Consider the following 20,353-nt stretch of genomic DNA (forward strand, 5'->3'; position numbering starts at 1 on the left):
CCACTTTTTTCTTTTTTCCTTTCGTGTTACAATAAAGGTATGAATCAGTATCAGAAAAAGATTGTTAAAGGAACTATTTATTCGCTCCTATCCGGCTTAATCTGGGGAATCTGTGGAATTTTAGGAGAATATTTCTTTACTCATTATCAAGTGTCCTCTGGCTGGATTACCTCTATGCGTTTGACACTGGCAGGGAGTCTTGTGCTCATTTGGTCTGCAGTGCAATTAAAATCGCAAGTGCTAGATATTTGGCGAGATAAGAAAAATTACCTACCTTTTTTAGCCTATGCTATTTTGGGGATTTTTTCAGTTCAGTATTTTTTCTACCTCTGCGTAGAATATTCTAATGCAGCGACAGCAACTATTTTACAGTTTATTAGCCCTGTCTTTATCCTCTTTTACAATCGCTTGGTTTATCAAAAACGAGCGTCAAAAAGTGCTATTCTTTATGTTTTGGTTGCCATGTTGGGTGTTTGCCTGATGGCGACAAAGGGAGATCTCTCTCAATTATCCATGACACCACTAGCACTTGTGACGGGTTTGCTGAGTGCCATGGGGGTCATGTTTAATGTTATCTTACCTCAACCTTTTGCTAAGCGTTATGGTTTTGTACCCACGGTTGGGTGGGGGATGATTTTGGCCGGTTTATTTAGCAATGTTCTCTCACCAGTTTATCAGCTTTCCTTTACTCCGGATATTTGGAGTATCTTGATTTGCCTCATTATCGCTTTCTTTGGGACGGCTTTTGCCTTTTTCATTTCCATGAAGGCAGTATCCTTGGTTTCTCCTTTGGTGGTTTCTGTTATCAGTGCCAGTGAACCTCTCTCTTCTGCCCTTTTGAGTGTTTTATTTTTAGGCTTGGTAGTGGATTGGTCCCTTCTTCTAGCTATGGCCTTGATTATTTTGCCCATGATTTTCCTATCGATAGAAGAAGCGAAAGAAAGTAAATAAAAAGTCTTTTCTTAATTCTAAAAGTGTGCTATACTAGAATAGTCAATAAAACACGGGGAGATAGTTGTGAAGAGTGTTTTTAGGTTGTATCGGTAGGGGCTTGCTTTTACCGACAGCACGTTTTATCTCACATCCCTAAAAATCATACCTAAAAACAAACAAAAAGGCTTCAAATTTGAGGCCTTTTTTGGTAGAATAGGTATCATTAAAATGAACTAGGAGGCGCCTATGACTGCTACAAAAATGAACGCTCAAGAAATTATCCAATTTATCGCCAATGCTGAAAAGAAAACCAGTGTGAAAGTAACATTTGAGGGACAACTCGCAACTGCTGTACCTAGCTCTGTTGTCAAACTAGGGAATGTCCTATTTGGAGACTGGAAAGATGTGGCTCCGCTTCTCGATGGTTTGGTAGAAAATCAAGACTATGTTGTTGAGCAAGATGCTCGTAATTCTGCAGTTCCCTTGCTAGACAAACGTACTATCAACGCTCGTATCGAGCCAGGTGCTATTATCCGTGACCAAGTTGAAATTGGAGACAATGCTGTTATCATGATGGGGGCTGTTATCAATATCGGTGCTGAAATTGGTGCAGGAACTATGATTGACATGGGTGCCATCCTTGGTGGCCGTGCTATCGTTGGGAAAAACAGCCACGTTGGTGCAGGTGCAGTTTTGGCAGGTGTGATTGAGCCAGCTAGCGCTGAACCAGTCCGTGTTGGAGACAATGTTCTTATCGGCGCTAATGCAGTGGTCATCGAAGGAGTTCAAATCGGTAGTGGTTCAGTTGTCGCAGCAGGAGCTATTGTTACCCAAGATGTCCCAGAAAACGTGGTAGTAGCAGGTGTTCCAGCTCGTATTATCAAAGAAATTGATGCTCAAACCCAACAAAAAACAGCGCTAGAGGATGCGCTTCGTACCTTGTAATTGTAAAAGAAAAATAGAGGCGGAACCCTTTTTCCAGCCTCTTTCTGCTATATAGGAGGATAGATAGATGTTAGATTTGATTCAGACTAGACGAGATTTGCACCAGATTCCAGAGATTGGCTTGGAGGAGTTCAAGACTCATGCTTATTTGCTAGATGTGATTGAGAAATTGACTGCGGGCAAGAATTTTGTTCAAGTTCGTACTTGGCGGACAGGGATTTTGGTTTATTTGCAGGGAAGTCAGCCAGAGCGGACCATTGGTTGGAGAACAGATATTGATGGCCTGCCTATCGTCGAACAAACAGGCCTGCCCTTCGCTTCTCTGCATCAAGATCGTATGCATGCTTGTGGCCATGATTTCCACATGACTATTGCTTTAGGCTGTCTTGAGCGAGCCCTTGAGGAGCAACCAAAGAACAATCTGCTCTTTCTGTTTCAACCTGCTGAAGAAAATGAAGCTGGTGGCATGCTCATGTATGAGGATGGCGCTTTTGGAGACTGGTTGCCAGACCAGTTTTATGGGCTTCATGTTCGGCCAGATTTGAAGGTTGGTCAGATTGCGACCAATACTCATACACTCTTTGCAGGGACTTGCGAGGTGAAGATCCGTTTCAAAGGCAAAGGTGGCCACGCAGCCTTTCCACATGAAGCTAATGATGCCTTGGTAGCTGCTAGTTACTTTGTGACCCAAGTACAGTCAGTGGTTAGCCGCAATGTTAATCCAATCGAGGGAGCAGTAGTGACCTTTGGTCTTTTCCAAGCTGGAACCACCAACAATGTCATCACAGACACAGCCTTTTTGCATGGAACTATTCGGGCCTTGACGCAGGACATGAGTCTTTGGGTGCAAAAAAGGGTTAAAACAGTTGCAGAAGGTGTTGCAGCTGCCTTTGATATGGAAGTAGAAGTGGAACTCAAACAAGGTGGATACTTACCTGTTGAGAACAATCCAGCCTTGGCGCGTGAACTGATGGATTTCTTTGAAGAAAAAGACGGAATTGAGTTGATTGATATCGAACCTGCTATGACAGGTGAAGACTTTGGTTATCTCCTTTCAAAAGTTGATGGCGTTATGTTTTGGCTAGGTATCGATAGTCCCTACGCCCTTCATCATCCTCAGATGAGTCCCAAGGAAGAAGCATTAGCCATTGGGGTGGACGCGGTCTCTAGTTTCCTGAAAAAGAAGGCAGCAGAGTAGAGGGGTTGTCTATGAAATCGGAATTACGGAAGCAAGTCTTGCACGAAATGAAGGCTATCCCTCGAACTCAAAAAGTTACTTTGGATCTAGCTTTAACCGAACGACTTTTACAACACCCCTTCTACCAAGAAGCCGAGGTCATCGCAACCTATCTTTCTTTTTCTCATGAGTTTCAAACGCAGGAACTGATTGAGCAGGCGCTGAAGGACGGCAAGAAGGTTCTGATACCCAAAACCTATCCCAAGGGGCGCATGGACTTTGTGGTCTATGATCCACAGCAGTTGGTAAAAACTTCCTTTGGATTACTGGAACCACAGGGAGATTTGGAAGTAGTGGATGCTTCTCAGATTGATTTGATTCATGTTCCTGGTCTGGCTTTTACGACGGAAGGATATCGGATTGGATACGGTGGAGGTTATTATGACCGCTATCTGGAACATTTTTCTGGTCATACTTTGAGTACGGTTTATCCTTGTCAAGTTCAGCAATTCATGCCTGAAAATCATGATATTCCTGTTCAGGAGGTTTTAATTGATGAAGGAAATCTTTGATAGACGTTACCCTGTGACGAGTTTCTTCCTCTTAGCGACGGCCTTGGTGTTTCTATTAATGCTGGTGACTACAGGTGGAGACTTTGACAGGGCGGATACCTTATTTCGATTTGGAGCTATGTATGGACCAGCTATTCGCCTCTTTCCTGAGCAGATTTGGCGTCTCTTTTCTGCCATTTTTGTTCATATTGGATGGGAGCATTTCATTGTTAATATGCTTTCGCTCTATTATCTTGGTAGGCAAGTAGAGGAAATTTTCGGATCCAAGAAGTTTTTCTTTCTCTATCTTTTATCAGGAATGATGGGCAATCTCTTTGTTTTTGTATTTAGTCCCAAATCCTTAGCAGCAGGAGCCTCTACCTCTCTTTATGGGCTATTTGCTGCGATTATCATTCTTCGCTATGCAACACGTAATCCTTATATCCAACAGCTAGGGCAATCTTATCTGACACTTTTTGTGGTTAACATTATTGGAAGTGTTCTGATTCCAGGAATCAGCCTAGCTGGCCATATCGGAGGTGCAGTTGGTGGCGCATTTCTAGCAGTTATCTTTCCAGTTCGAGGAGAAAGACGGATGTATAGTACCAGCCAGAGGTTAGGAGCGGTAGTGTTATTCGTAGGACTCGCAGTCTTGCTTCTCTACAAGGGAATGGGGTTGTGAAGGTTTATAAGAATAGTTATGTAATAAAAAAGATAAGGCATTTTTTGAACCTTATCTTTTTATTTTAGTCCTTCTCAGCCAATTCTTTTCCAAGTTGGATGAGATAATCTTTCAATTCATCTTTGACTTGTGGGTGGTTGAGGGCGTAGTCAATAGATGTTTTCATAAAGCCAAACTTATTTCCTACATCATAACGGGCCCCTTTAAATTCACGAGCGAAAACACGTTGTGTTTTATTAAGCGTATCGATTGCATCTGTAAGTTGGATTTCATTTCCAGCACCAGGTTTTTGGTGTTCTAAGATTTGAAAGATTTCAGGTGTTAGAAGATAGCGACCGATAATGGCCAAATCACTTGGAGCATCTTCGGGAGCAGGTTTTTCAACGAAAGTTTCAACGCTATAAAGGCCATTGATTACTTCGCCTTGTGGAGCGATAACTCCATATGATGAAACATCCTCATATGGTACATGCATAACAGCAATTGTGGATGCGTGAGTCGTATCGTAATCATTTATCAGTTGTTTTGTCAAAGGAATAGCGTGGTCATCCGTGATATCCATCAGATCGTCACCAAGCATGACAACGAAGGGCTCATTTCCGACAAAAGCTTTTGCTTGTAAGACAGCATCTCCAAGGCCGCGAGGATGACTTTGGCGAATAAAGTGAAGGCGAATACCAGTTGTTTCGTCTACCAATTTTAGCAAGTCGTGTTTGCCCTTTTCTTTGAGGTTATATTCCAATTCGAAGTTTGAGTCAAAGTGGTCTTCAATAGAACGTTTTGACTTACCAGTGACAACTAGAATATCTTCGATACCTGATTTAAGAGCTTCTTCTACGATAAATTGGATAGTTGGTTTGTCTACAATTGGCAACATTTCTTTAGCAAGTGCTTTGGTGGCTGGTAAGAAACGAGTTCCGAGTCCAGCGGCAGGGATGACTGCTTTTCTAACTTTTGATGTCATAAGAATCCTTTCTTTCGAGGGTTAAGACCACTCATTCTCTGCTTTAAATTCATTGTTCATGATGTCGTAAATGGCATCTTTGATATTGGTTCCTTGGTAGATAACTTGGTAAATGGCCTGTGTAATTGGCATATAAACTCCAAGTTCTTGCGCTAGCTCATAGGCTGCTCGGGTCGTTGAGATTCCTTCAATCACCATGCCCATATTGGCCTCGATATCAGCTAGAGATTCTCCGCGACCAAGAGCATCTCCGGCTCTCCAGTTACGAGAGTGGATGGAGGTTCCTGTTACGATCAAGTCTCCTACACCAGACAAGCCACTATAGGTCAATGGACTGGCACCGAGTGCTACCCCTAGGCGGGTAATTTCTGCCAAGCCTCGAGCGATGATGGCTGCCTTGGCATTGTCACCAAATCCTAAACCATGTAAGGCTCCAGCACCGACAGCGATAATGTTTTTAAGAGCACCAGCGGTTTCGACCCCGATAACATCCGTATTGGTATAAAGTCGGAAGTAGTGATTACTAAATAGCTCCTGAACGTATTGAGCTGTTTGTAAATCTTTAGAAGCAGCAGTGATTAAAGTCAGGTCACGTACAATGGTTTCTTCCGCATGACTAGGTCCTGAAACAACGACAATATCACTTCGGAGATGTTCAGGAATTTCTTCTTCAAGGATGGTTGATAATCGTTTATGGCTATCAGGCTCTAATCCCTTTGATGCGTGCATGATGATAGCCTTATGGTCTAAGGTTTTTGCAACTTGTTGGGCAACAAGTCGTGTCACTTTTGTTGGGACAACAAACAAAATCGCATCTACATCTTTTAATGTCTCTGCTAAGTCAGTGTAGGCATTGATTTTGTCATCTAGAACGACATCTTTAAAGTAGTGCTTGTTAGTATGATAGGTATTAATTTCATTGATTTGCTCGGGAAGATTTCCCCAAATACGTACCTCGTGTCCATTGTCATTTAAGACTTGTGAAAGGGCAGTTCCCCAAGAACCAGGCCCCAAGACGGCGATGGTTTGTTTTTCCATGTTTTCCTCCTTGATAGAGTCCTTTCTCTTATTCTATCATATTCTGGAGGATTTTGCACTTGCATTGCTGGGGGAGTGGTTGCTTTGTTACTTGAAAAATACACAAAAACCGAGACGAAGGGACAAACTCTCAGTCTCGGTTTTTATATTCCTTAAAAGAATAGCTCAGTTTATTTCAATTGATCTGTAATGTCTTTTGACAGTAACATTCCCAGATGGTAAGTTTTATTGATATAAGCAATGACATCATTGATATTTTCAGTCGTGTGAATTTTCTCTTTGATATCACTCCTAAATGTTTCATCCTTTAAAAGTTGTTCTTGGTAGAGCCTTTGAAGTCTCTCCTTCTCGTACTTATTGAGCAGAAAAAGGAACACCAAGCTAATTACAACGAGGATATAAGCATATTGGCTCATAGGAAATCTCCCTGTATGATAAAAAAGTAGTAGTGAATAAATTGATTCAGTGGGCCTAAAATAGGCGAATCAGTCAGCAAAACTTGATAAGATTTTTGATAGGCCTCTAAACAAAAATCCTTATAGGATTTGGTCTTAGTTACTTAGACTGCTTTACAATTAAGTAATTAAAAGATTGCGACATAAGTCTAACCAAATCTCCGACAGGATTTGGTCTTAATTACTTAGACTGCTTTTTAATCAAGTAACTTGAAGCTTACGACATGAACCAAACCAAATCGATATTATTTGGTTTGGTGAATTAGTGAAGCGTTTAGGCAAGTGTCTCTGGTTACGACGTAAAGAAACATAAATCGATAATATTTATGTTTCTTTACTAGTGAAGCACCTAGCCAAATTCCTGATAGGATTTGGCGTTAGTTACTTAGATTGCTTTGCAATCAAGTAACTTTGGTGATTTACATCTTCTCTGGCGCTTCTACTCCAAGCAAGCGAAGGGCTTCTTTGAGAACGACTGCGGTTGCGTAGCTGAGAGCTAGACGGCTGTCGCGTTCTGGGCTATCATCCAAGATACGTGTATGTGCATAGTATTTGTTAAAGGCTTGAGCCAGGCTAATTGCAAATTTAGCAATGATAGAAGGTTCAAAGTTATCCGCCGCACGGTTGATAATACGTGGGAAGTCTTGGATGAGTTTAATGATTTCCCAGCTTTCAGCATCATTTAAGCTGTAATTAGCCACTGTTTCTGGTTTGAAGTCTGCTTTACGTAAGATCGATTGGATACGAGCATAGGCATATTGTACATAAGGACCAGTTTCCCCCTCAAAGGATACCATAGCCTCTAAGTCGAAGTCGTATCCATTTGTACGGTCGGTTTTGAGGTCATAGAATTTAATGGCTCCAACCCCAACAGCATGTGCTACCTGGTCTTTGTTTTCTAGTTCAGGATTTTTAGCCTCGATTTGGGCCTTGGCACGGCTAACAGCCTCTGCAACAGTAGGCTCTAGCAAGATGACATTCCCTTTACGAGTAGAGAGTTTTTTCCCTTCTTTTGTAACCAAACCAAAAGGAACATGAGTAATGTCTTCACTCCAGCCGTAGCCCATTTCTTTCAAGACAGCTTTGAGTTGTTTAAAGTGGGCAGATTGTTCTTGACCAACAACGTAGATAGATTTAGCAAATTGGTATTCGTTTTTACGGTAAAGGGCTGCAGCCAAGTCACGTGTAATATAGAGAGTTGCTCCATCAGATTTCTTGATGAGTGCAGGATGTTCAATTCCGTATTTCTCAAGATTCACAACTTGGGCACCTTCTGATTCAACAAGAAGGCCTTTTTCAGAAAGAATATCTACAACTGCATCCATCTTATCGTTGTAGAAGGCTTCTCCGTTGTAGCTGTCAAATTCGACTTGCAATTCATTGTAAAGGCGGTTAAATTCCACCAAACTTTCATCACGGAACCATTGCCAAAGTGCAAGAGCTTCCTCGTCTCCGTTTTCAAGTTTACGGAACCATTCGCGTGCTTCTTCATCCAAGCTAGGGTCATTTTCAGCCTCAGCGTTGATGCGGACATAGAGTTTAAGAAGTTCATCGATTGGATGAGCTTTTACAGCTTCTTCGTCGCCCCATTTTTTGTAGGCAACAATCAACATCCCAAACTGTTTACCCCAGTCTCCCAAATGGTTGACCTTGACCGTTTGATAACCGATTTTTTGGAAAATATGTGACAAGCTATCTCCGATAACAGTTGAGCGTAGGTGACCAATAGAAAATGGTTTAGCGATATTGGGACTAGACATGTCGATAACAACATTTTCTTGTTTGCCAATAGTTTGGTCAGCATAGTGTTCTTTTTCAGTGATAACAGCTTGCAATACTTGAGCAGAAATGGCAGATTTATCAAGGAAAAAGTTGACGTAAGGTCCTGTTGCGACAACCTTTTCAAAGGTTTGGCTGTTAATTTTTTCAGCCAGTTCAGCAGCAATCATTTGAGGTGCTTTACGTTCGACTTTTGCAAGAGAAAAAGCAGGGAAAGCGATGTCTCCCATTTCTGAGTTTTTAGGGGTTTCCAGTAAATTGAAAATAGCCTCTTGGTCCAGGCTATCAATGACGCTAGCCAATTCGCTAGCAATCAATTCTTTTGTATTCATTAAGAGCTCCTTTTTGGACTTTTCTACTATTTTATCACAATTTTAAAGAAAGAAGAAAAAATTTTTGAAATCTCCTATTTTTTTGGTATAATATAGTTATAAAATTAGTTATAAATATGCATATAAGAGGATTTTATGAGAAAAAGAGATCGTCATCAGTTAATAAAAAAAATGATTACTGAGGAGAAATTAAGTACACAAAAAGAAATTCAAGATCGGTTGGAGGCGCACAATGTTTTTGTGACGCAGACAACCCTGTCTCGTGATTTGCGCGAAATCGGCTTGACCAAGGTCAAGAAAAATGATATGGTGTATTATGTACTAGCAAATGAGACAGAAAAGATTGATTTGGTTGAATTTTTGTCTCATCATTTAGAAGGTGTTGCAAGAGCAGAGTTTACCTTGGTACTTCATACCAAATTGGGAGAAGCCTCTGTTTTGGCAAATATTGTAGATGCAAACAAGGATGAATGGATTTTAGGAACAGTTGCTGGTGCCAATACCTTATTGGTTATTTGTCGAGACCAGCACGTTGCCAAACTCATGGAAGATCGTTTGCTAGATTTGATGAAAGATAAGTAAGGTCTTGAGAGTCGCTCTCAAGACTTATTTTTGACAAGGAGAGACGGAAAATGGCGACAGAGAAGCTATCACCCGGCATGCAACAGTATGTGGATATTAAAAAGCAATATCCAGATGCGTTTTTGCTCTTTCGGATGGGTGATTTTTATGAATTATTTTATGAGGATGCGGTCAATGCTGCGCAGATTCTGGAAATTTCCTTAACGAGTCGCAACAAGAATGCCGACAATCCGATTCCTATGGCGGGTGTCCCCTATCATTCTGCCCAGCAGTATATAGATGTCTTGATTGAGCAGGGCTATAAGGTAGCTATCGCAGAGCAGATGGAAGATCCTAAACAAGCAGTTGGGGTTGTGAAACGAGAGGTTGTTCAGGTCATTACGCCAGGGACAGTGGTCGATAGCAGTAAGCCAGACAGTCAGAACAACTTCTTGGTTGCTATAGATCGAGATGGCAATCAATTTGGCTTAGCTTATATGGACCTGGTGACGGGTGACTTTTATGTGACAGGTCTTTTGGATTTCACGCTGGTTTGTGGGGAAATCCGTAATCTCAAGGCGCGAGAAGTGGTGCTGGGTTATGACTTGTCTGAGGAAGAAGAACAAATCCTCAGTCGTCAGATGAATCTGGTGCTTTCATATGAAAAAGAAGGCTTTGAAGACCTTCATTTACTGGATTCACGATTGGCATCTGTGGAGCAAGCGGCATCTAGTAAATTGCTCCAGTATGTTCATCGAACTCAGATGAGGGAATTGAACCACCTCAAGCCTGTTATACGCTATGAAATCAAGGATTTCTTGCAGATGGATTATGCAACCAAGGCTAGTCTGGATTTGGTTGAGAATGCTCGTTCAGGAAAGAAGCAAGGTAGTCTTTTCTGGCTTTTGGATGAAACCAAGACGGCTATGGGAATGCGTCTCTTGCGGTCTTGGATCCATCGTCCCTTGATTGATAAGGAACGAATCGTCCAACGTCAAGAAGTGGTGCAGGTCTTCCTCGACCATTTCTTTGAGCGTAGTGATTTGACAGACAGTCTCAAGGGTGTCTATGATATCGAACGCTTGGCTAGTCGTGTTTCTTTTGGTAAAACCAATCCCAAGGATCTCTTGCAGTTGGCGACCACCTTATCCAGTGTGCCACGGATTCGTGCGATTTTAGAAGGGATGGAGCAACCTGCTCTAGCTTATCTCATCGCACAATTGGATGGAATCCCTGAGTTGGAGAGTTTGATTAGCGCAGCGATTGCTCCTGAAGCTCCTCATGTGATTACAGATGGAGGAATCATTCGGACTGGATTTGATGAGACTTTAGACAAGTACCGTCGCGTTCTCAGAGAAGGGACTAGCTGGATTGCTGAGATTGAGGCTAAGGAGCGAGAAAATTCTGGTATCAGCACGCTCAAGATTGACTACAATAAGAAGGATGGCTACTATTTCCATGTGACCAATTCTCAACTGGGAAATGTGCCTGCTCACTTTTTCCGCAAGGCGACGCTGAAAAACTCAGAACGTTTTGGAACCGAAGAATTAGCCCGTATCGAAGGAGATATGCTGGAGGCGCGTGAAAAGTCAGCAAACCTAGAGTATGAAATTTTTATGCGCATCCGTGAGGAAGTCAGTAAGTATATCCAGCGTTTGCAGGCTCTAGCTCAAGGAATTGCGACAGTTGATGTCTTACAGAGTCTGGCGGTTGTGGCTGAAACCCAGCATTTGATTCGGCCAGAGTTCGGAGAGGATTCGCGAATTGATATCCAGAAAGGGCGCCATGCTGTCGTTGAAAAGGTTATGGGGGCTCAGACCTATATTCCAAATACGATTCAGATGGCAGAAGATACCAGTATTCAACTGATTACAGGGCCCAACATGAGCGGAAAGTCAACCTATATGCGTCAGTTAGCCATGACGTCGGTTATGGCCCAGATGGGGTCTTATGTGCCAGCAGAAAGCGCCCATTTACCGATTTTTGATGCGATTTTTACCCGTATCGGAGCAGCAGATGACTTGGTTTCAGGTCAATCAACCTTCATGGTAGAGATGATGGAGGCTAACAATGCCATTTCGCATGCGACCAAGGACTCTCTCATTCTCTTTGATGAATTGGGACGGGGAACTGCAACTTATGACGGGATGGCTCTTGCTCAGTCCATCATCGAATACATCCATGAGCACATCGGAGCTAAGACCCTCTTTGCGACCCACTACCATGAGTTGACTAGTCTGGAGTCTAGTTTACAACACTTGGTCAATGTCCACGTGGCAACCTTGGAGCAGGATGGGCAGGTCACCTTCCTTCACAAGATTGAACCAGGACCAGCTGATAAATCCTACGGTATCCATGTTGCCAAGATTGCTGGCTTGCCAGCAGACCTTTTAGCAAGGGCGGATAAGATTTTGACTCAGCTAGAGAGTCAAGGAACAGAAAGTCCTGCTCCCATGAGACAAACAAGTGCCGTCACTGAACAGATTTCACTCTTTGATACGGCAGAAGAGCATCCTATCCTAGCAGAATTAGCTAAACTAGATATTTACAATATGACACCTATGCAGGCTATGAATGTCTTGGTCGAGTTAAAACAAAAATTATAAAGAATGAATTACTTGTCATTCTAGCTGTATCAAGGATACTTCTTTGACAAGTCCCCACTTTTTTGCTAGAATAGCATCACACAAACAGAATGAAAAGGAGCTGACACATTGTCGCTCCCTTTTGTCTATTTTTTAAGGAGAAAGTATGCTAATTCAGAAAATAAAAACCTACAAGTGGCAGGCCTTGGCTTCGCTTCTGATGACAGGCTTGATGGTTGCTAGTTCACTTTTGCAACCGCGTTATCTGCAGGAAGTCTTAGACGCCCTCCTTGCTGGGAAATATGAAGCCATTTATAGTATCGGGGCTTGGTTGATTAGTGTGGCTTTGGTCGGTCTGGTTGCTGGTGGGCTCAACGTTGTCCTCGCAGCCTATATTGCCCAAGGAGTTTCATCTGACCTTCGAGAGGATGCCTTCCGTAAAATCCAAACCTTTTCTTATGCCAATATTGAACAATTTAATGCGGGAAATCTAGTCGTTCGCATGACAAATGATATCAACCAGATTCAGAACGTCGTCATGATGACCTTTCAAATTCTGTTCAGGCTCCCCCTCTTGTTCATCGGTTCCTTTATCTTGGCTGTTCAAACCTTACCTTCTCTGTGGTGGGTGATTGTTCTAATGGTAATCTTGATTTTTGGCTTGACAGCTGTCATGATGGGAATGATGGGGCCTCGTTTTGCCAAGTTTCAAACACTTCTTGAGCGCATCAATGCCATTGCCAAGGAAAATCTACGCGGTGTTCGTGTGGTCAAGTCCTTTGTCCAAGAAAAAGAGCAGTTTGCTAAGTTTACGGAGGTTTCAGACGAGCTTCTCGGTCAAAACCTTTACATCGGATATGCCTTTTCAGTAGTGGAACCTGTCATGATGTTGGTCGGTTATGGGGCGGTTTTCCTCTCTATTTGGCTAGTTGCAGGGATGGTTCAATCGGATCCATCGGTTGTTGGCTCCATTGCTTCCTTTGTTAATTACCTAAGCCAGATTATCTTTACTATTATTATGGTTGGATTTTTGGGAAATTCTGTCAGTCGTGCTATGATTTCTATGCGTCGTATTCGAGAAATTCTTGACGCAGAGCCAGCCATGACCTTCAAGGATGTCCCAGATGAAGACTTGGTCGGAAGTCTTAGCTTTGAAAATGTGACCTTTACCTATCCAATGGATAAGGAACCGATGTTGAAAGATGTGAGCTTTACTGTCGAACCTGGACAAATGGTTGGTGTCGTTGGAGCGACTGGTGCAGGAAAATCAACCTTGGCTCAATTGATTCCACGTCTCTTTGACCCACAGGAGGGTGCTATCAAAATTGGAGGCAAGGATATTCGAGAAGTGAGTGAAGGAACCCTGCGTAAAACAGTTTCTATCGTTCTCCAACGTGCCATTCTCTTTAGTGGAACGATTGCAGATAACTTGAGACAGGGTAAGGGAGATGCTACTTTATTTGAAATGGAGCGCGCAGCCAATATTGCTCAAGCCAGTGAATTCATTCATCGTATGGAGAAAACCTTTGAAAGTCCAGTTGAAGAAAGGGGAACCAACTTTTCAGGTGGGCAAAAACAAAGGATGTCGATTGCCCGTGGAATTGTCAGCAATCCACGTATTCTGATTTTTGACGATTCGACCTCAGCCTTGGATGCCAAGTCAGAGCGCCTGGTTCAGGAAGCCTTGAATAAGGACTTGAAGGGAACGACAACCATTATCATCGCTCAAAAGATTAGCTCGGTTGTTCATGCAGATAAAATCTTAGTACTGGATCAAGGACGATTGATTGGTCAAGGTACGCATGCAGACTTGGTTGCCAACAATTCCGTTTACCGTGAAATCTACGAAACACAGAAAGGAAAGGAGGAGTAACATGAAAACAGTTCAATTTTTTTGGAATTATTTTAAAGTCTATAAGCTATCATTTGTAGTTGTTATCCTGATGATTGTTCTGGCGACTCTTGCCCAAGCTCTCTTTCCGGTATTTTCTGGACAAGCGGTAACAGAGTTAGCTAATTTAGTTCAAGCTTATCAAAATGGCAATCCAGAACTTGTTTGGCAAAGCCTATCAGGAATCATGGTCAATCTTGGTCTGCTAGTTTTGGTTCTATTTATCTCCAGTGTGATATACATGTGTCTCATGACGCGCGTGATTGCAGAATCGACCAACGAGATGCGCAAAGGCCTCTTTGGCAAGCTTGCTCGGTTGACTGTTTCTTTCTTTGACCGCCGACAAGATGGCGATATCCTGTCTCGTTTTACCAGTGATTTGGATAATATCCTCCAAGCTTTTAACGAAAGCTTGATTCAGGTCATGAGCAACATCGTTCTATACATTGGTCTGATTCTTGTCATGTTTTCGAGAAATGTGACGCTGGCCCTCATCACTATTGCCAGTACACCAGTGGCCTTTCTCATGCTGATTTTTATCGTGAAAATGGCACGGAAATATACCAACCTCCAGCAGAAAGAGGTAGGGAAGCTCAATGCCTATATGGATGAAAGTATCTCAGGTCAAAAAGCTGTGATTGTGCAAGGTATTCAAGAGGATATGATGGCAGGATTTCTTGAACAAAATGAGCGCGTGCGCAAGGCAACCTTTAAAGGAAGAATGTTCTCAGGAATTCTTTTCCCTGTCATGAATGGGATGAGTCTGGTCAACACAGCCATCGTCATCTTTGCTGGTTCAGCTGTACTTTTGAATGATAAGTCTATTGAAACAAGTACAGCCCTAGGTTTGATTGTTATGTTTGCCCAATTTTCACAGCAGTACTACCAGCCTATTATTCAAGTTGCGGCAAGTTGGGGAAGCCTTCAGTTAGCCTTTACAGGTGCTGAACGGATTCAGGAAATGTTTGATGCAGAGGAAGAAATTCGACCTAAAAATGCTCCGACCTTCACTCAGTTGCAAGAAGGTGTTGAAATTAGTCATATTGATTTTTCATACTTGCCTGATAAACCCATTTTGAAAGATGTCAGCATTTCTGCTCCTAAAGGCCAGATGACAGCGGTTGTTGGTCCGACTGGGTCAGGGAAAACGACTATTATGAACCTCATCAATCGCTTTTATGATGTTAATGCTGGTGGGATTTATTTTGACGGTAAAGACATCCGTGACTATGATTTAGATAGTCTCAGAAGCAAGGTGGGAATTGTCTTGCAAGATTCGGTCTTGTTTAGCGGAACGATTCGAGACAATATCCGTTTCGGTGTACCAGATGCTAGTCAAGAAATGGTTGAGGCAGCAGCCAAAGCAACCCACATTCACGACTATATCGAAAGCTTGCCTGATAAGTACGATACCCTTATCGATGATGATCAAAGCATTTTCTCGACAGGACAAAAGCAATTGATTTCTATCGCTCGAACCCTGATGACAGATCCAGAAGTTCTCATTCTCGATGAAGCAACTTCAAACGTAGATACGGTGACAGAAAGCAAGATTCAGCATGCCATGGAGGCAGTTGTAGCAGGTAGAACCAGTTTTGTCATTGCCCATCGCTTGAAAACCATTCTCAATGCTGATCAGATTATTGTCCTTAAAGATGGAGAAGTCATTGAACGCGGGAACCACCATGAACTCTTGAAACTAGGTGGCTTCTACTCAGAACTCTATCACAATCAATTTGTTTTTGAATAAGAAAAAAGTTGTCCCCTTGGGCAGCTTTTTTTGTTCATAAAAAATATTTATCACGGACTTAAAAAAAACATATTAGACGAAAGGTGTTTTGAGTGATATGATAGGACTATCGTTAATATTCGAAAGGAGAGACATCATGGCTAGAACGGTTGTAGGAGTTGCTGCAAATCTATGTCCCGTAGACGCAGAAGGTAAAAACATTCATTCATCTGTATCTTGTAGATTCGCAGAGAGCATTCGTCAAGTCGGTGGTCTCCCTTTAGTCATTCCTGTTGGTGATGAGTCAGTTGTACGTGATTATGTAGAGATGATTGACAAACTTATCTTGACAGGCGGTCAAAATGTCCATCCTCAGTTTTATGGAGAGAAAAAGACCATCGAGAGCGATGATTACAACCTAGTGCGTGACGAATTTGAATTGGCGCTCTTGAAAGAAGCGCTCCGTCAGAATAAACCAATTATGGCAATCTGTCGCGGTGTCCAACTTGTCAATGTTGCCTTCGGTGGAACGCTCAATCAAGAAATTGAAGGTCACTGGCAAGGATTACCTTTCGGAACATCTCACTCTATTGAGACAGTAGAAGGAAGCGTGGTGGCTAAGCTATTTGGAAAAGAAAGTCAAGTCAACTCCGTCCATCGTCAAAGCATTAAAGATTTGGCACCTAATTTCCGTGTAACTGCTATTGATCCAAGAGACCAGACCATCGAAGCGATTGAGTCTATCGATGAGCACCGCATTATCGGTTTGCAGTGGCATCCAGAGTTTCTGGTCAATGAAGAAGATGGCAATTTAGAATTATTTGAGTATTTATTGAATGAACTGTAACGACTGGAACATCTAGTCGTTCTTTCTTTTATTTTTTCAAAATTTTTGGAATGTGGGATTTTTACGCAAACGTTTGAATTCTGATAAAAATTGGAGAAATTCGACAAAAAAACTTGAAAAAAACGAAGGTAAGCGTTATGATAGAAAAGAAGAAATATTGGAGGAATAACATGTCACATATTAAATTTGATTATTCAAAAGTTTTAGACAAATTTGTTGCACCACATGAAGTGGAATACATGCAATCACAAGTAACAGCAGCAGATGAATTGATCCGTAAAGGAACTGGTGCTGGTAGCGACTTCTTGGGATGGTTGGACCTTCCTGAAAATTACGACCGCGAAGAATTTGACCGCATCTTGAAAGCTGCTGAGCAAATCAAATCAGACAGCGATGTTTTGGTTGTGATTGGTATCGGTGGATCTTACCTTGGTGCTAAAGCAGCAATCGACTTCTTGAACCACCACTTTGCAAACTTGCAAACAAAAGAGGAACGCAAAGCTCCACAAATCCTTTACGCAGGAAACTCAATCTCATCTACTTACCTTGCTGACTTGGTAGAGTATGTAGCTGACAAAGACTTCTCTGTAAACGTGATTTCTAAATCAGGTACAACAACAGAACCAGCTATCGCTTTCCGTGTCTTCAAAGAACTCTTGGTTAAGAAATACGGTCAAGAAGAAGCAAACAAACGTATCTATGCAACAACTGACCGCCAAAAAGGTGCTGTTAAGGTTGAAGCAGATGCTAACGGTTGGGAAACATTTGTTGTTCCAGACGACATCGGTGGACGCTTCTCAGTATTGACAGCAGTTGGTTTGCTTCCAATCGCAGCATCAGGAGCTGATATCAAAGCCCTTATGGAAGGTGCGAACGCAGCTCGCAAAGACTACACTTCAGATAAAATCTCTGAAAACGAAGCTTACCAATACGCAGCAGTTCGTAACATCCTTTACCGTAAAGGCTATGCAACTGAAATCTTGGTAAACTATGAGCCATCACTTCAATACTTCTCAGAATGGTGGAAACAATTGGCTGGTGAATCAGAAGGGAAAGACCAAAAAGGTATCTACCCAACTTCAGCCAACTTCTCAACTGACTTGCACTCACTTGGTCAATTTATCCAAGAGGGAACTCGTATCATGTTTGAAACAGTTGTTCGTGTTGACAAACCTCGTAAGAACGTGATTATCCCTACTTTGGAAGAAGATCTTGATGGACTCGGTTACCTTCAAGGAAAAGACGTTGATTTTGTAAACAAAAAAGCAACTGACGGTGTTCTTCTTGCCCACACAGATGGTGATGTACCAAACATGTATGTGACTCTTCCAGAGCAAGATGCTTTCACTCTTGGTTACACTATCTACTTCTTCGAATTGGCAATTGCCCTTTCAGGTTACTTGAATGCTATCAACCCATTTGACCAACCAGGTGTTGAAGCTTACAAACGTAACATGTTTGCCCTTCTTGGAAAACCAGGATTTGAAGAATTGAGCAAAGAACTTAACGCACGTCTATAATAGAAGAAAAGAGTGGTTTGTCCACTCTTTTTACTCTCTTTATCCATAGAAATTGGACTCAGCCAAGACTTGTGATATAATATAGAGAGCAAAAAGGCAGACGCCTAGAGACTTTATAGGAGAAACTATGTCAAAAGATATCCGCGTACGTTACGCACCAAGTCCAACAGGACTACTACACATCGGGAATGCCCGTACAGCATTGTTCAACTACCTTTACGCACGTCATCATGGTGGAACTTTTATTATCCGTATCGAAGATACTGACCGTAAACGCCATGTCGAAGATGGTGAACGTTCACAACTTGAAAACCTTCGTTGGTTAGGTATGGATTGGGATGAAAGCCCAGAAACACATGAAAATTACCGCCAGTCTGAGCGTTTGGACTTGTATCAAAAATTCATCGATCAATTGCTAGTTGAAGGAAAAGCCTACAAATCTTACGTTACAGAAGAAGAGTTGGCAACTGAACGCGAACGCCAAGAAGCAGCTGGTGAAACACCTCGCTACATTAACGAATACCTTGGTATGAGTGAAGAAGAAAAAGCAGCTTACATCGCAGAACGTGAAGCAGCTGGTATCATTCCAACAGTTCGTTTGGCGGTCAATGAGTCAGGTATCTACAAGTGGCATGATATGGTTAAAGGTGATATCGAATTTGAAGGTGGCAATATTGGTGGTGACTGGGTTATCCAAAAGAAAGACGGTTACCCAACTTACAACTTTGCCGTTGTCATCGATGACCATGATATGCAAATTTCTCACGTAATCCGTGGAGATGACCACATTGCTAATACACCAAAACAGCTTATGGTCTATGAAGCACTTGGTTGGGAAGCTCCAGAGTTCGGTCATATGACCTTGATTATCAACTCTGAAACTGGGAAAAAATTGTCTAAACGTGACACCAACACCCTTCAGTTTATCGAAGACTACCGTAAAAAAGGTTATTTACCAGAAGCAGTCTTTAACTTTATTGCTCTTCTTGGTTGGAACCCAGGTGGCGAAGATGAAATCTTCTCTCGTGAAGAACTCATTAAACTTTTTGATGAAAATCGCCTCAGCAAGTCACCAGCAGCCTTTGATCAGAAGAAACTCGACTGGATGAGCAATGATTATATCAAGAATGCAGACCTAGAAACTATCTTTGAAATGGCAAAACCATTCCTAGAAGAAGCAGGCCGTTTAACAGACAAGGCTGAAAAATTAGTTGAGCTCTATAAACCACAAATGAAATCAGTAGATGAGATTATCCCATTGACAGACCTCTTCTTCTCAGATTTCCCAGAATTGACAGAAGCAGAGCGCGAAGTCATGGCGGGGGAAACAGTCCCAACAGTTCTTGAAGCCTTCAAAGCAAAACTTGAAGCGATGACAGATGATGAATTTGTGACAGAAAATATCTTCCCACAAATCAAAGCTGTTCAAAAAGAAACAGGTATCAAAGGGAAAAATCTCTTCATGCCAATTCGCATCGCAGTTTCAGGTGAAATGCATGGACCAGAATTGCCAGATACGATCTTCTTGTTAGGCCGTGAAAAATCAATCCAGCATATCGAAAATATGTTAAAGGAAATCTCTAAGTAAGAAGGGTACAATAATGGACATCTGGGAAAAGATGTACGAAGAAGCACAGAAATTGTATAATCCACATGAAGTATCTGATTTTGTTTACGCTAACCATGTTGTGGCCGCAGTAGAAGCAGAAGATGGACAAATATTTACAGGTTTCTGTATGGAGGGAACTTGTGGTGTTTTCCATCTCTGCGCAGAGCGGGCAGCACTCTTTAATATGTACCAATTTTCAGGACAAACTAAGGTTAAAAAAGTCTTAGCCTTTCGAGAGCAACCACCTTATAGTGGAAGTTCCGGTATGCCTTGTGGAGCTTGCAGAGAATTTCTCTTGGAGTTGAACGCTGAAAATAAGGATGCAGAATTCATGATGGACTACATATAGAAGAAAGACAGTGAAAGTCGCAGAACTAATCCCCTATTGGTGGGGAGAAGAACGTGCTTCTAAGTTTAATAATCAATAGAAGAGTCAGTATAATTCTGGCTCTTTTTACTTAATTTGAAAAAAACAGAAAAAGTAGTTGACAAGTCTGAAAAAGTCTGTATAATAGTAAGAGTTGAAAACAACTCTGGTCCGTTGGTCAAGGGGTTAAGACACCGCCTTTTCACGGCGGTAACACGGGTTCGAATCCCGTACGGACTATGGTATGTTGCAGATGGAACACTTGATGAAAAAAAGATTAAAAAAGTTTCAAAAAAGTGTTGACAAGCAAAAGCGCCTGTGATATACTAATATAGTTGTCGCTTGAGAGAACTGAGTGACAAAGACCTTTGAAAACTGAACAAGACGA

At 42.0% G+C, this 20,353-nt stretch carries 16 protein-coding genes, 1 tRNA gene and 1 pseudogene; 14 read left to right on the plus strand and 4 right to left on the minus strand.

Annotation, left to right across the window (positions count from 1 at the left end; genetic code table 11):
* Positions 1–39: 39 nt before the first annotated feature.
* The 5 genes from HMPREF2764_RS00220 to HMPREF2764_RS00240 all read left to right on the plus strand — a co-directional run bounded on the left by HMPREF2764_RS00220 (position 40) and on the right by HMPREF2764_RS00240 (position 4,288).
* On the plus strand, positions 40–951 hold the full coding sequence (locus tag HMPREF2764_RS00220; RefSeq protein ID WP_025169746.1) for a DMT family transporter: 912 nt from the start codon (positions 40–42) through the stop codon (positions 949–951).
* 228 nt (positions 952–1,179) lie between these two features.
* Positions 1,180–1,878 carry a 2,3,4,5-tetrahydropyridine-2,6-dicarboxylate N-acetyltransferase gene (gene dapD / locus HMPREF2764_RS00225; RefSeq protein ID WP_000127463.1) on the plus strand — a complete coding sequence of 233 codons (699 nt, stop codon included), beginning with the start codon at positions 1,180–1,182 and terminating at the stop codon, positions 1,876–1,878.
* Between the two features lie 67 nt (positions 1,879–1,945).
* Entirely contained in the window at positions 1,946–3,076 is a 1,131-nt protein-coding gene (locus tag HMPREF2764_RS00230) for an N-acetyldiaminopimelate deacetylase (protein ID WP_070526275.1), read from the plus strand.
* A gap of 11 nt (positions 3,077–3,087) precedes the next feature.
* On the plus strand, positions 3,088–3,627 hold the full coding sequence (locus HMPREF2764_RS00235) for a 5-formyltetrahydrofolate cyclo-ligase (RefSeq protein WP_070526278.1): 540 nt from the start codon (positions 3,088–3,090) through the stop codon (positions 3,625–3,627).
* A complete protein-coding gene (locus HMPREF2764_RS00240) occupies positions 3,611–4,288 on the plus strand; it encodes a rhomboid family intramembrane serine protease (RefSeq protein ID WP_070526281.1) in 678 nt (225 codons plus the stop codon). The genes HMPREF2764_RS00235 and HMPREF2764_RS00240 overlap by 17 nt, the downstream gene beginning before the upstream one ends.
* A 64-nt stretch (positions 4,289–4,352) precedes the next feature.
* On the opposite strand, the gene galU is transcribed toward HMPREF2764_RS00240, so the two are convergent.
* The 4 genes from galU to argS form a co-directional block, all read right to left on the minus strand.
* A complete protein-coding gene (galU, locus tag HMPREF2764_RS00245; protein ID WP_070526284.1) occupies positions 4,353–5,252 on the minus strand; it encodes a UTP--glucose-1-phosphate uridylyltransferase GalU in 900 nt (299 codons plus the stop codon).
* Positions 5,253–5,273: 21 nt separating this feature from the next.
* A complete protein-coding gene (locus HMPREF2764_RS00250; RefSeq protein WP_070526289.1) occupies positions 5,274–6,290 on the minus strand; it encodes an NAD(P)H-dependent glycerol-3-phosphate dehydrogenase in 1,017 nt (338 codons plus the stop codon).
* 170 nt (positions 6,291–6,460) lie between these two features.
* Positions 6,461–6,706 carry a hypothetical protein gene (locus tag HMPREF2764_RS00255; protein ID WP_020903404.1) on the minus strand — a complete coding sequence of 82 codons (246 nt, stop codon included), beginning with the start codon at positions 6,704–6,706 and terminating at the stop codon, positions 6,461–6,463.
* Between the two features lie 458 nt (positions 6,707–7,164).
* Entirely contained in the window at positions 7,165–8,856 is a 1,692-nt protein-coding gene (argS, locus tag HMPREF2764_RS00260) for an arginine--tRNA ligase (RefSeq protein ID WP_070526292.1), read from the minus strand.
* 135 nt (positions 8,857–8,991) lie between these two features.
* Here argS and argR point away from each other — a divergent pair, with 135 nt between their 5' ends.
* The 9 genes and pseudogenes from argR to HMPREF2764_RS00310 all read left to right on the plus strand — a co-directional run bounded on the left by argR (position 8,992) and on the right by HMPREF2764_RS00310 (position 20,205).
* Positions 8,992–9,438, plus strand: coding sequence for an arginine repressor (gene argR, locus HMPREF2764_RS00265; RefSeq protein ID WP_001231476.1), 447 nt, complete (start codon positions 8,992–8,994; stop codon positions 9,436–9,438).
* Positions 9,439–9,488: 50 nt separating this feature from the next.
* On the plus strand, positions 9,489–12,023 hold the full coding sequence (mutS, locus tag HMPREF2764_RS00270) for a DNA mismatch repair protein MutS (RefSeq protein ID WP_070526296.1): 2,535 nt from the start codon (positions 9,489–9,491) through the stop codon (positions 12,021–12,023).
* Positions 12,024–12,168: 145 nt separating this feature from the next.
* Positions 12,169–13,875 (plus strand): multidrug efflux ABC transporter subunit PatA, encoded by a 1,707-nt coding sequence (gene patA / locus HMPREF2764_RS00275; protein ID WP_020903405.1) that lies wholly within the window; start codon positions 12,169–12,171, stop codon positions 13,873–13,875.
* 1 nt (position 13,876) lies between these two features.
* On the plus strand, positions 13,877–15,643 hold the full coding sequence (gene patB, locus HMPREF2764_RS00280; protein ID WP_070526299.1) for a multidrug efflux ABC transporter subunit PatB: 1,767 nt from the start codon (positions 13,877–13,879) through the stop codon (positions 15,641–15,643).
* Positions 15,644–15,779: 136 nt separating this feature from the next.
* The gene (locus HMPREF2764_RS00285) at positions 15,780–16,469 is read left to right on the plus strand and encodes a gamma-glutamyl-gamma-aminobutyrate hydrolase family protein (protein WP_000124770.1); all 690 of its coding nucleotides are present in this window, start codon (positions 15,780–15,782) and stop codon (positions 16,467–16,469) included.
* 170 nt (positions 16,470–16,639) lie between these two features.
* Positions 16,640–17,989 (plus strand): glucose-6-phosphate isomerase, encoded by a 1,350-nt coding sequence (locus HMPREF2764_RS00295; RefSeq protein WP_000018269.1) that lies wholly within the window; start codon positions 16,640–16,642, stop codon positions 17,987–17,989.
* Between the two features lie 127 nt (positions 17,990–18,116).
* The gene (gene gltX / locus HMPREF2764_RS00300) at positions 18,117–19,577 is read left to right on the plus strand and encodes a glutamate--tRNA ligase (protein ID WP_000031049.1); all 1,461 of its coding nucleotides are present in this window, start codon (positions 18,117–18,119) and stop codon (positions 19,575–19,577) included.
* Between the two features lie 13 nt (positions 19,578–19,590).
* Positions 19,591–20,026 (plus strand): annotated as a pseudogene (locus tag HMPREF2764_RS00305) (cytidine deaminase family protein).
* Between the two features lie 107 nt (positions 20,027–20,133).
* Positions 20,134–20,205 (plus strand) — tRNA-Glu (locus HMPREF2764_RS00310).
* The last annotated feature ends 148 nt before the right edge of the window (positions 20,206–20,353 follow it).

The sequence above is a fragment of the Streptococcus sp. HMSC073F11 genome, from assembly GCF_001810785.1.
Lineage (GTDB): Bacteria > Bacillota > Bacilli > Lactobacillales > Streptococcaceae > Streptococcus.

Bases quoted from the DNA above. Each gene is read 5' to 3' on its own strand.
- galU (WP_070526284.1), bottom strand. From the start codon at position 5,252: ATGACATCAAAAGTTAGAAAAGCAGTCATCCCTGCCGCTGGACTCGGA.
- HMPREF2764_RS00240 (WP_070526281.1), top strand. From the start codon at position 3,611: ATGAAGGAAATCTTTGATAGACGTTACCCTGTGACGAGTTTCTTCCTC.
- HMPREF2764_RS00250 (WP_070526289.1), bottom strand. From the start codon at position 6,290: ATGGAAAAACAAACCATCGCCGTCTTGGGGCCTGGTTCTTGGGGAACT.
- HMPREF2764_RS00220 (WP_025169746.1), top strand. From the start codon at position 40: ATGAATCAGTATCAGAAAAAGATTGTTAAAGGAACTATTTATTCGCTC.
- patB (WP_070526299.1), top strand. From the start codon at position 13,877: ATGAAAACAGTTCAATTTTTTTGGAATTATTTTAAAGTCTATAAGCTA.
- HMPREF2764_RS00285 (WP_000124770.1), top strand. From the start codon at position 15,780: ATGGCTAGAACGGTTGTAGGAGTTGCTGCAAATCTATGTCCCGTAGAC.
- HMPREF2764_RS00255 (WP_020903404.1), bottom strand. From the start codon at position 6,706: ATGAGCCAATATGCTTATATCCTCGTTGTAATTAGCTTGGTGTTCCTT.
- gltX (WP_000031049.1), top strand. From the start codon at position 18,117: ATGTCAAAAGATATCCGCGTACGTTACGCACCAAGTCCAACAGGACTA.
- argR (WP_001231476.1), top strand. From the start codon at position 8,992: ATGAGAAAAAGAGATCGTCATCAGTTAATAAAAAAAATGATTACTGAG.
- patA (WP_020903405.1), top strand. From the start codon at position 12,169: ATGCTAATTCAGAAAATAAAAACCTACAAGTGGCAGGCCTTGGCTTCG.
- mutS (WP_070526296.1), top strand. From the start codon at position 9,489: ATGGCGACAGAGAAGCTATCACCCGGCATGCAACAGTATGTGGATATT.
- dapD (WP_000127463.1), top strand. From the start codon at position 1,180: ATGACTGCTACAAAAATGAACGCTCAAGAAATTATCCAATTTATCGCC.
- HMPREF2764_RS00230 (WP_070526275.1), top strand. From the start codon at position 1,946: ATGTTAGATTTGATTCAGACTAGACGAGATTTGCACCAGATTCCAGAG.
- HMPREF2764_RS00295 (WP_000018269.1), top strand. From the start codon at position 16,640: ATGTCACATATTAAATTTGATTATTCAAAAGTTTTAGACAAATTTGTT.
- argS (WP_070526292.1), bottom strand. From the start codon at position 8,856: ATGAATACAAAAGAATTGATTGCTAGCGAATTGGCTAGCGTCATTGAT.
- HMPREF2764_RS00235 (WP_070526278.1), top strand. From the start codon at position 3,088: ATGAAATCGGAATTACGGAAGCAAGTCTTGCACGAAATGAAGGCTATC.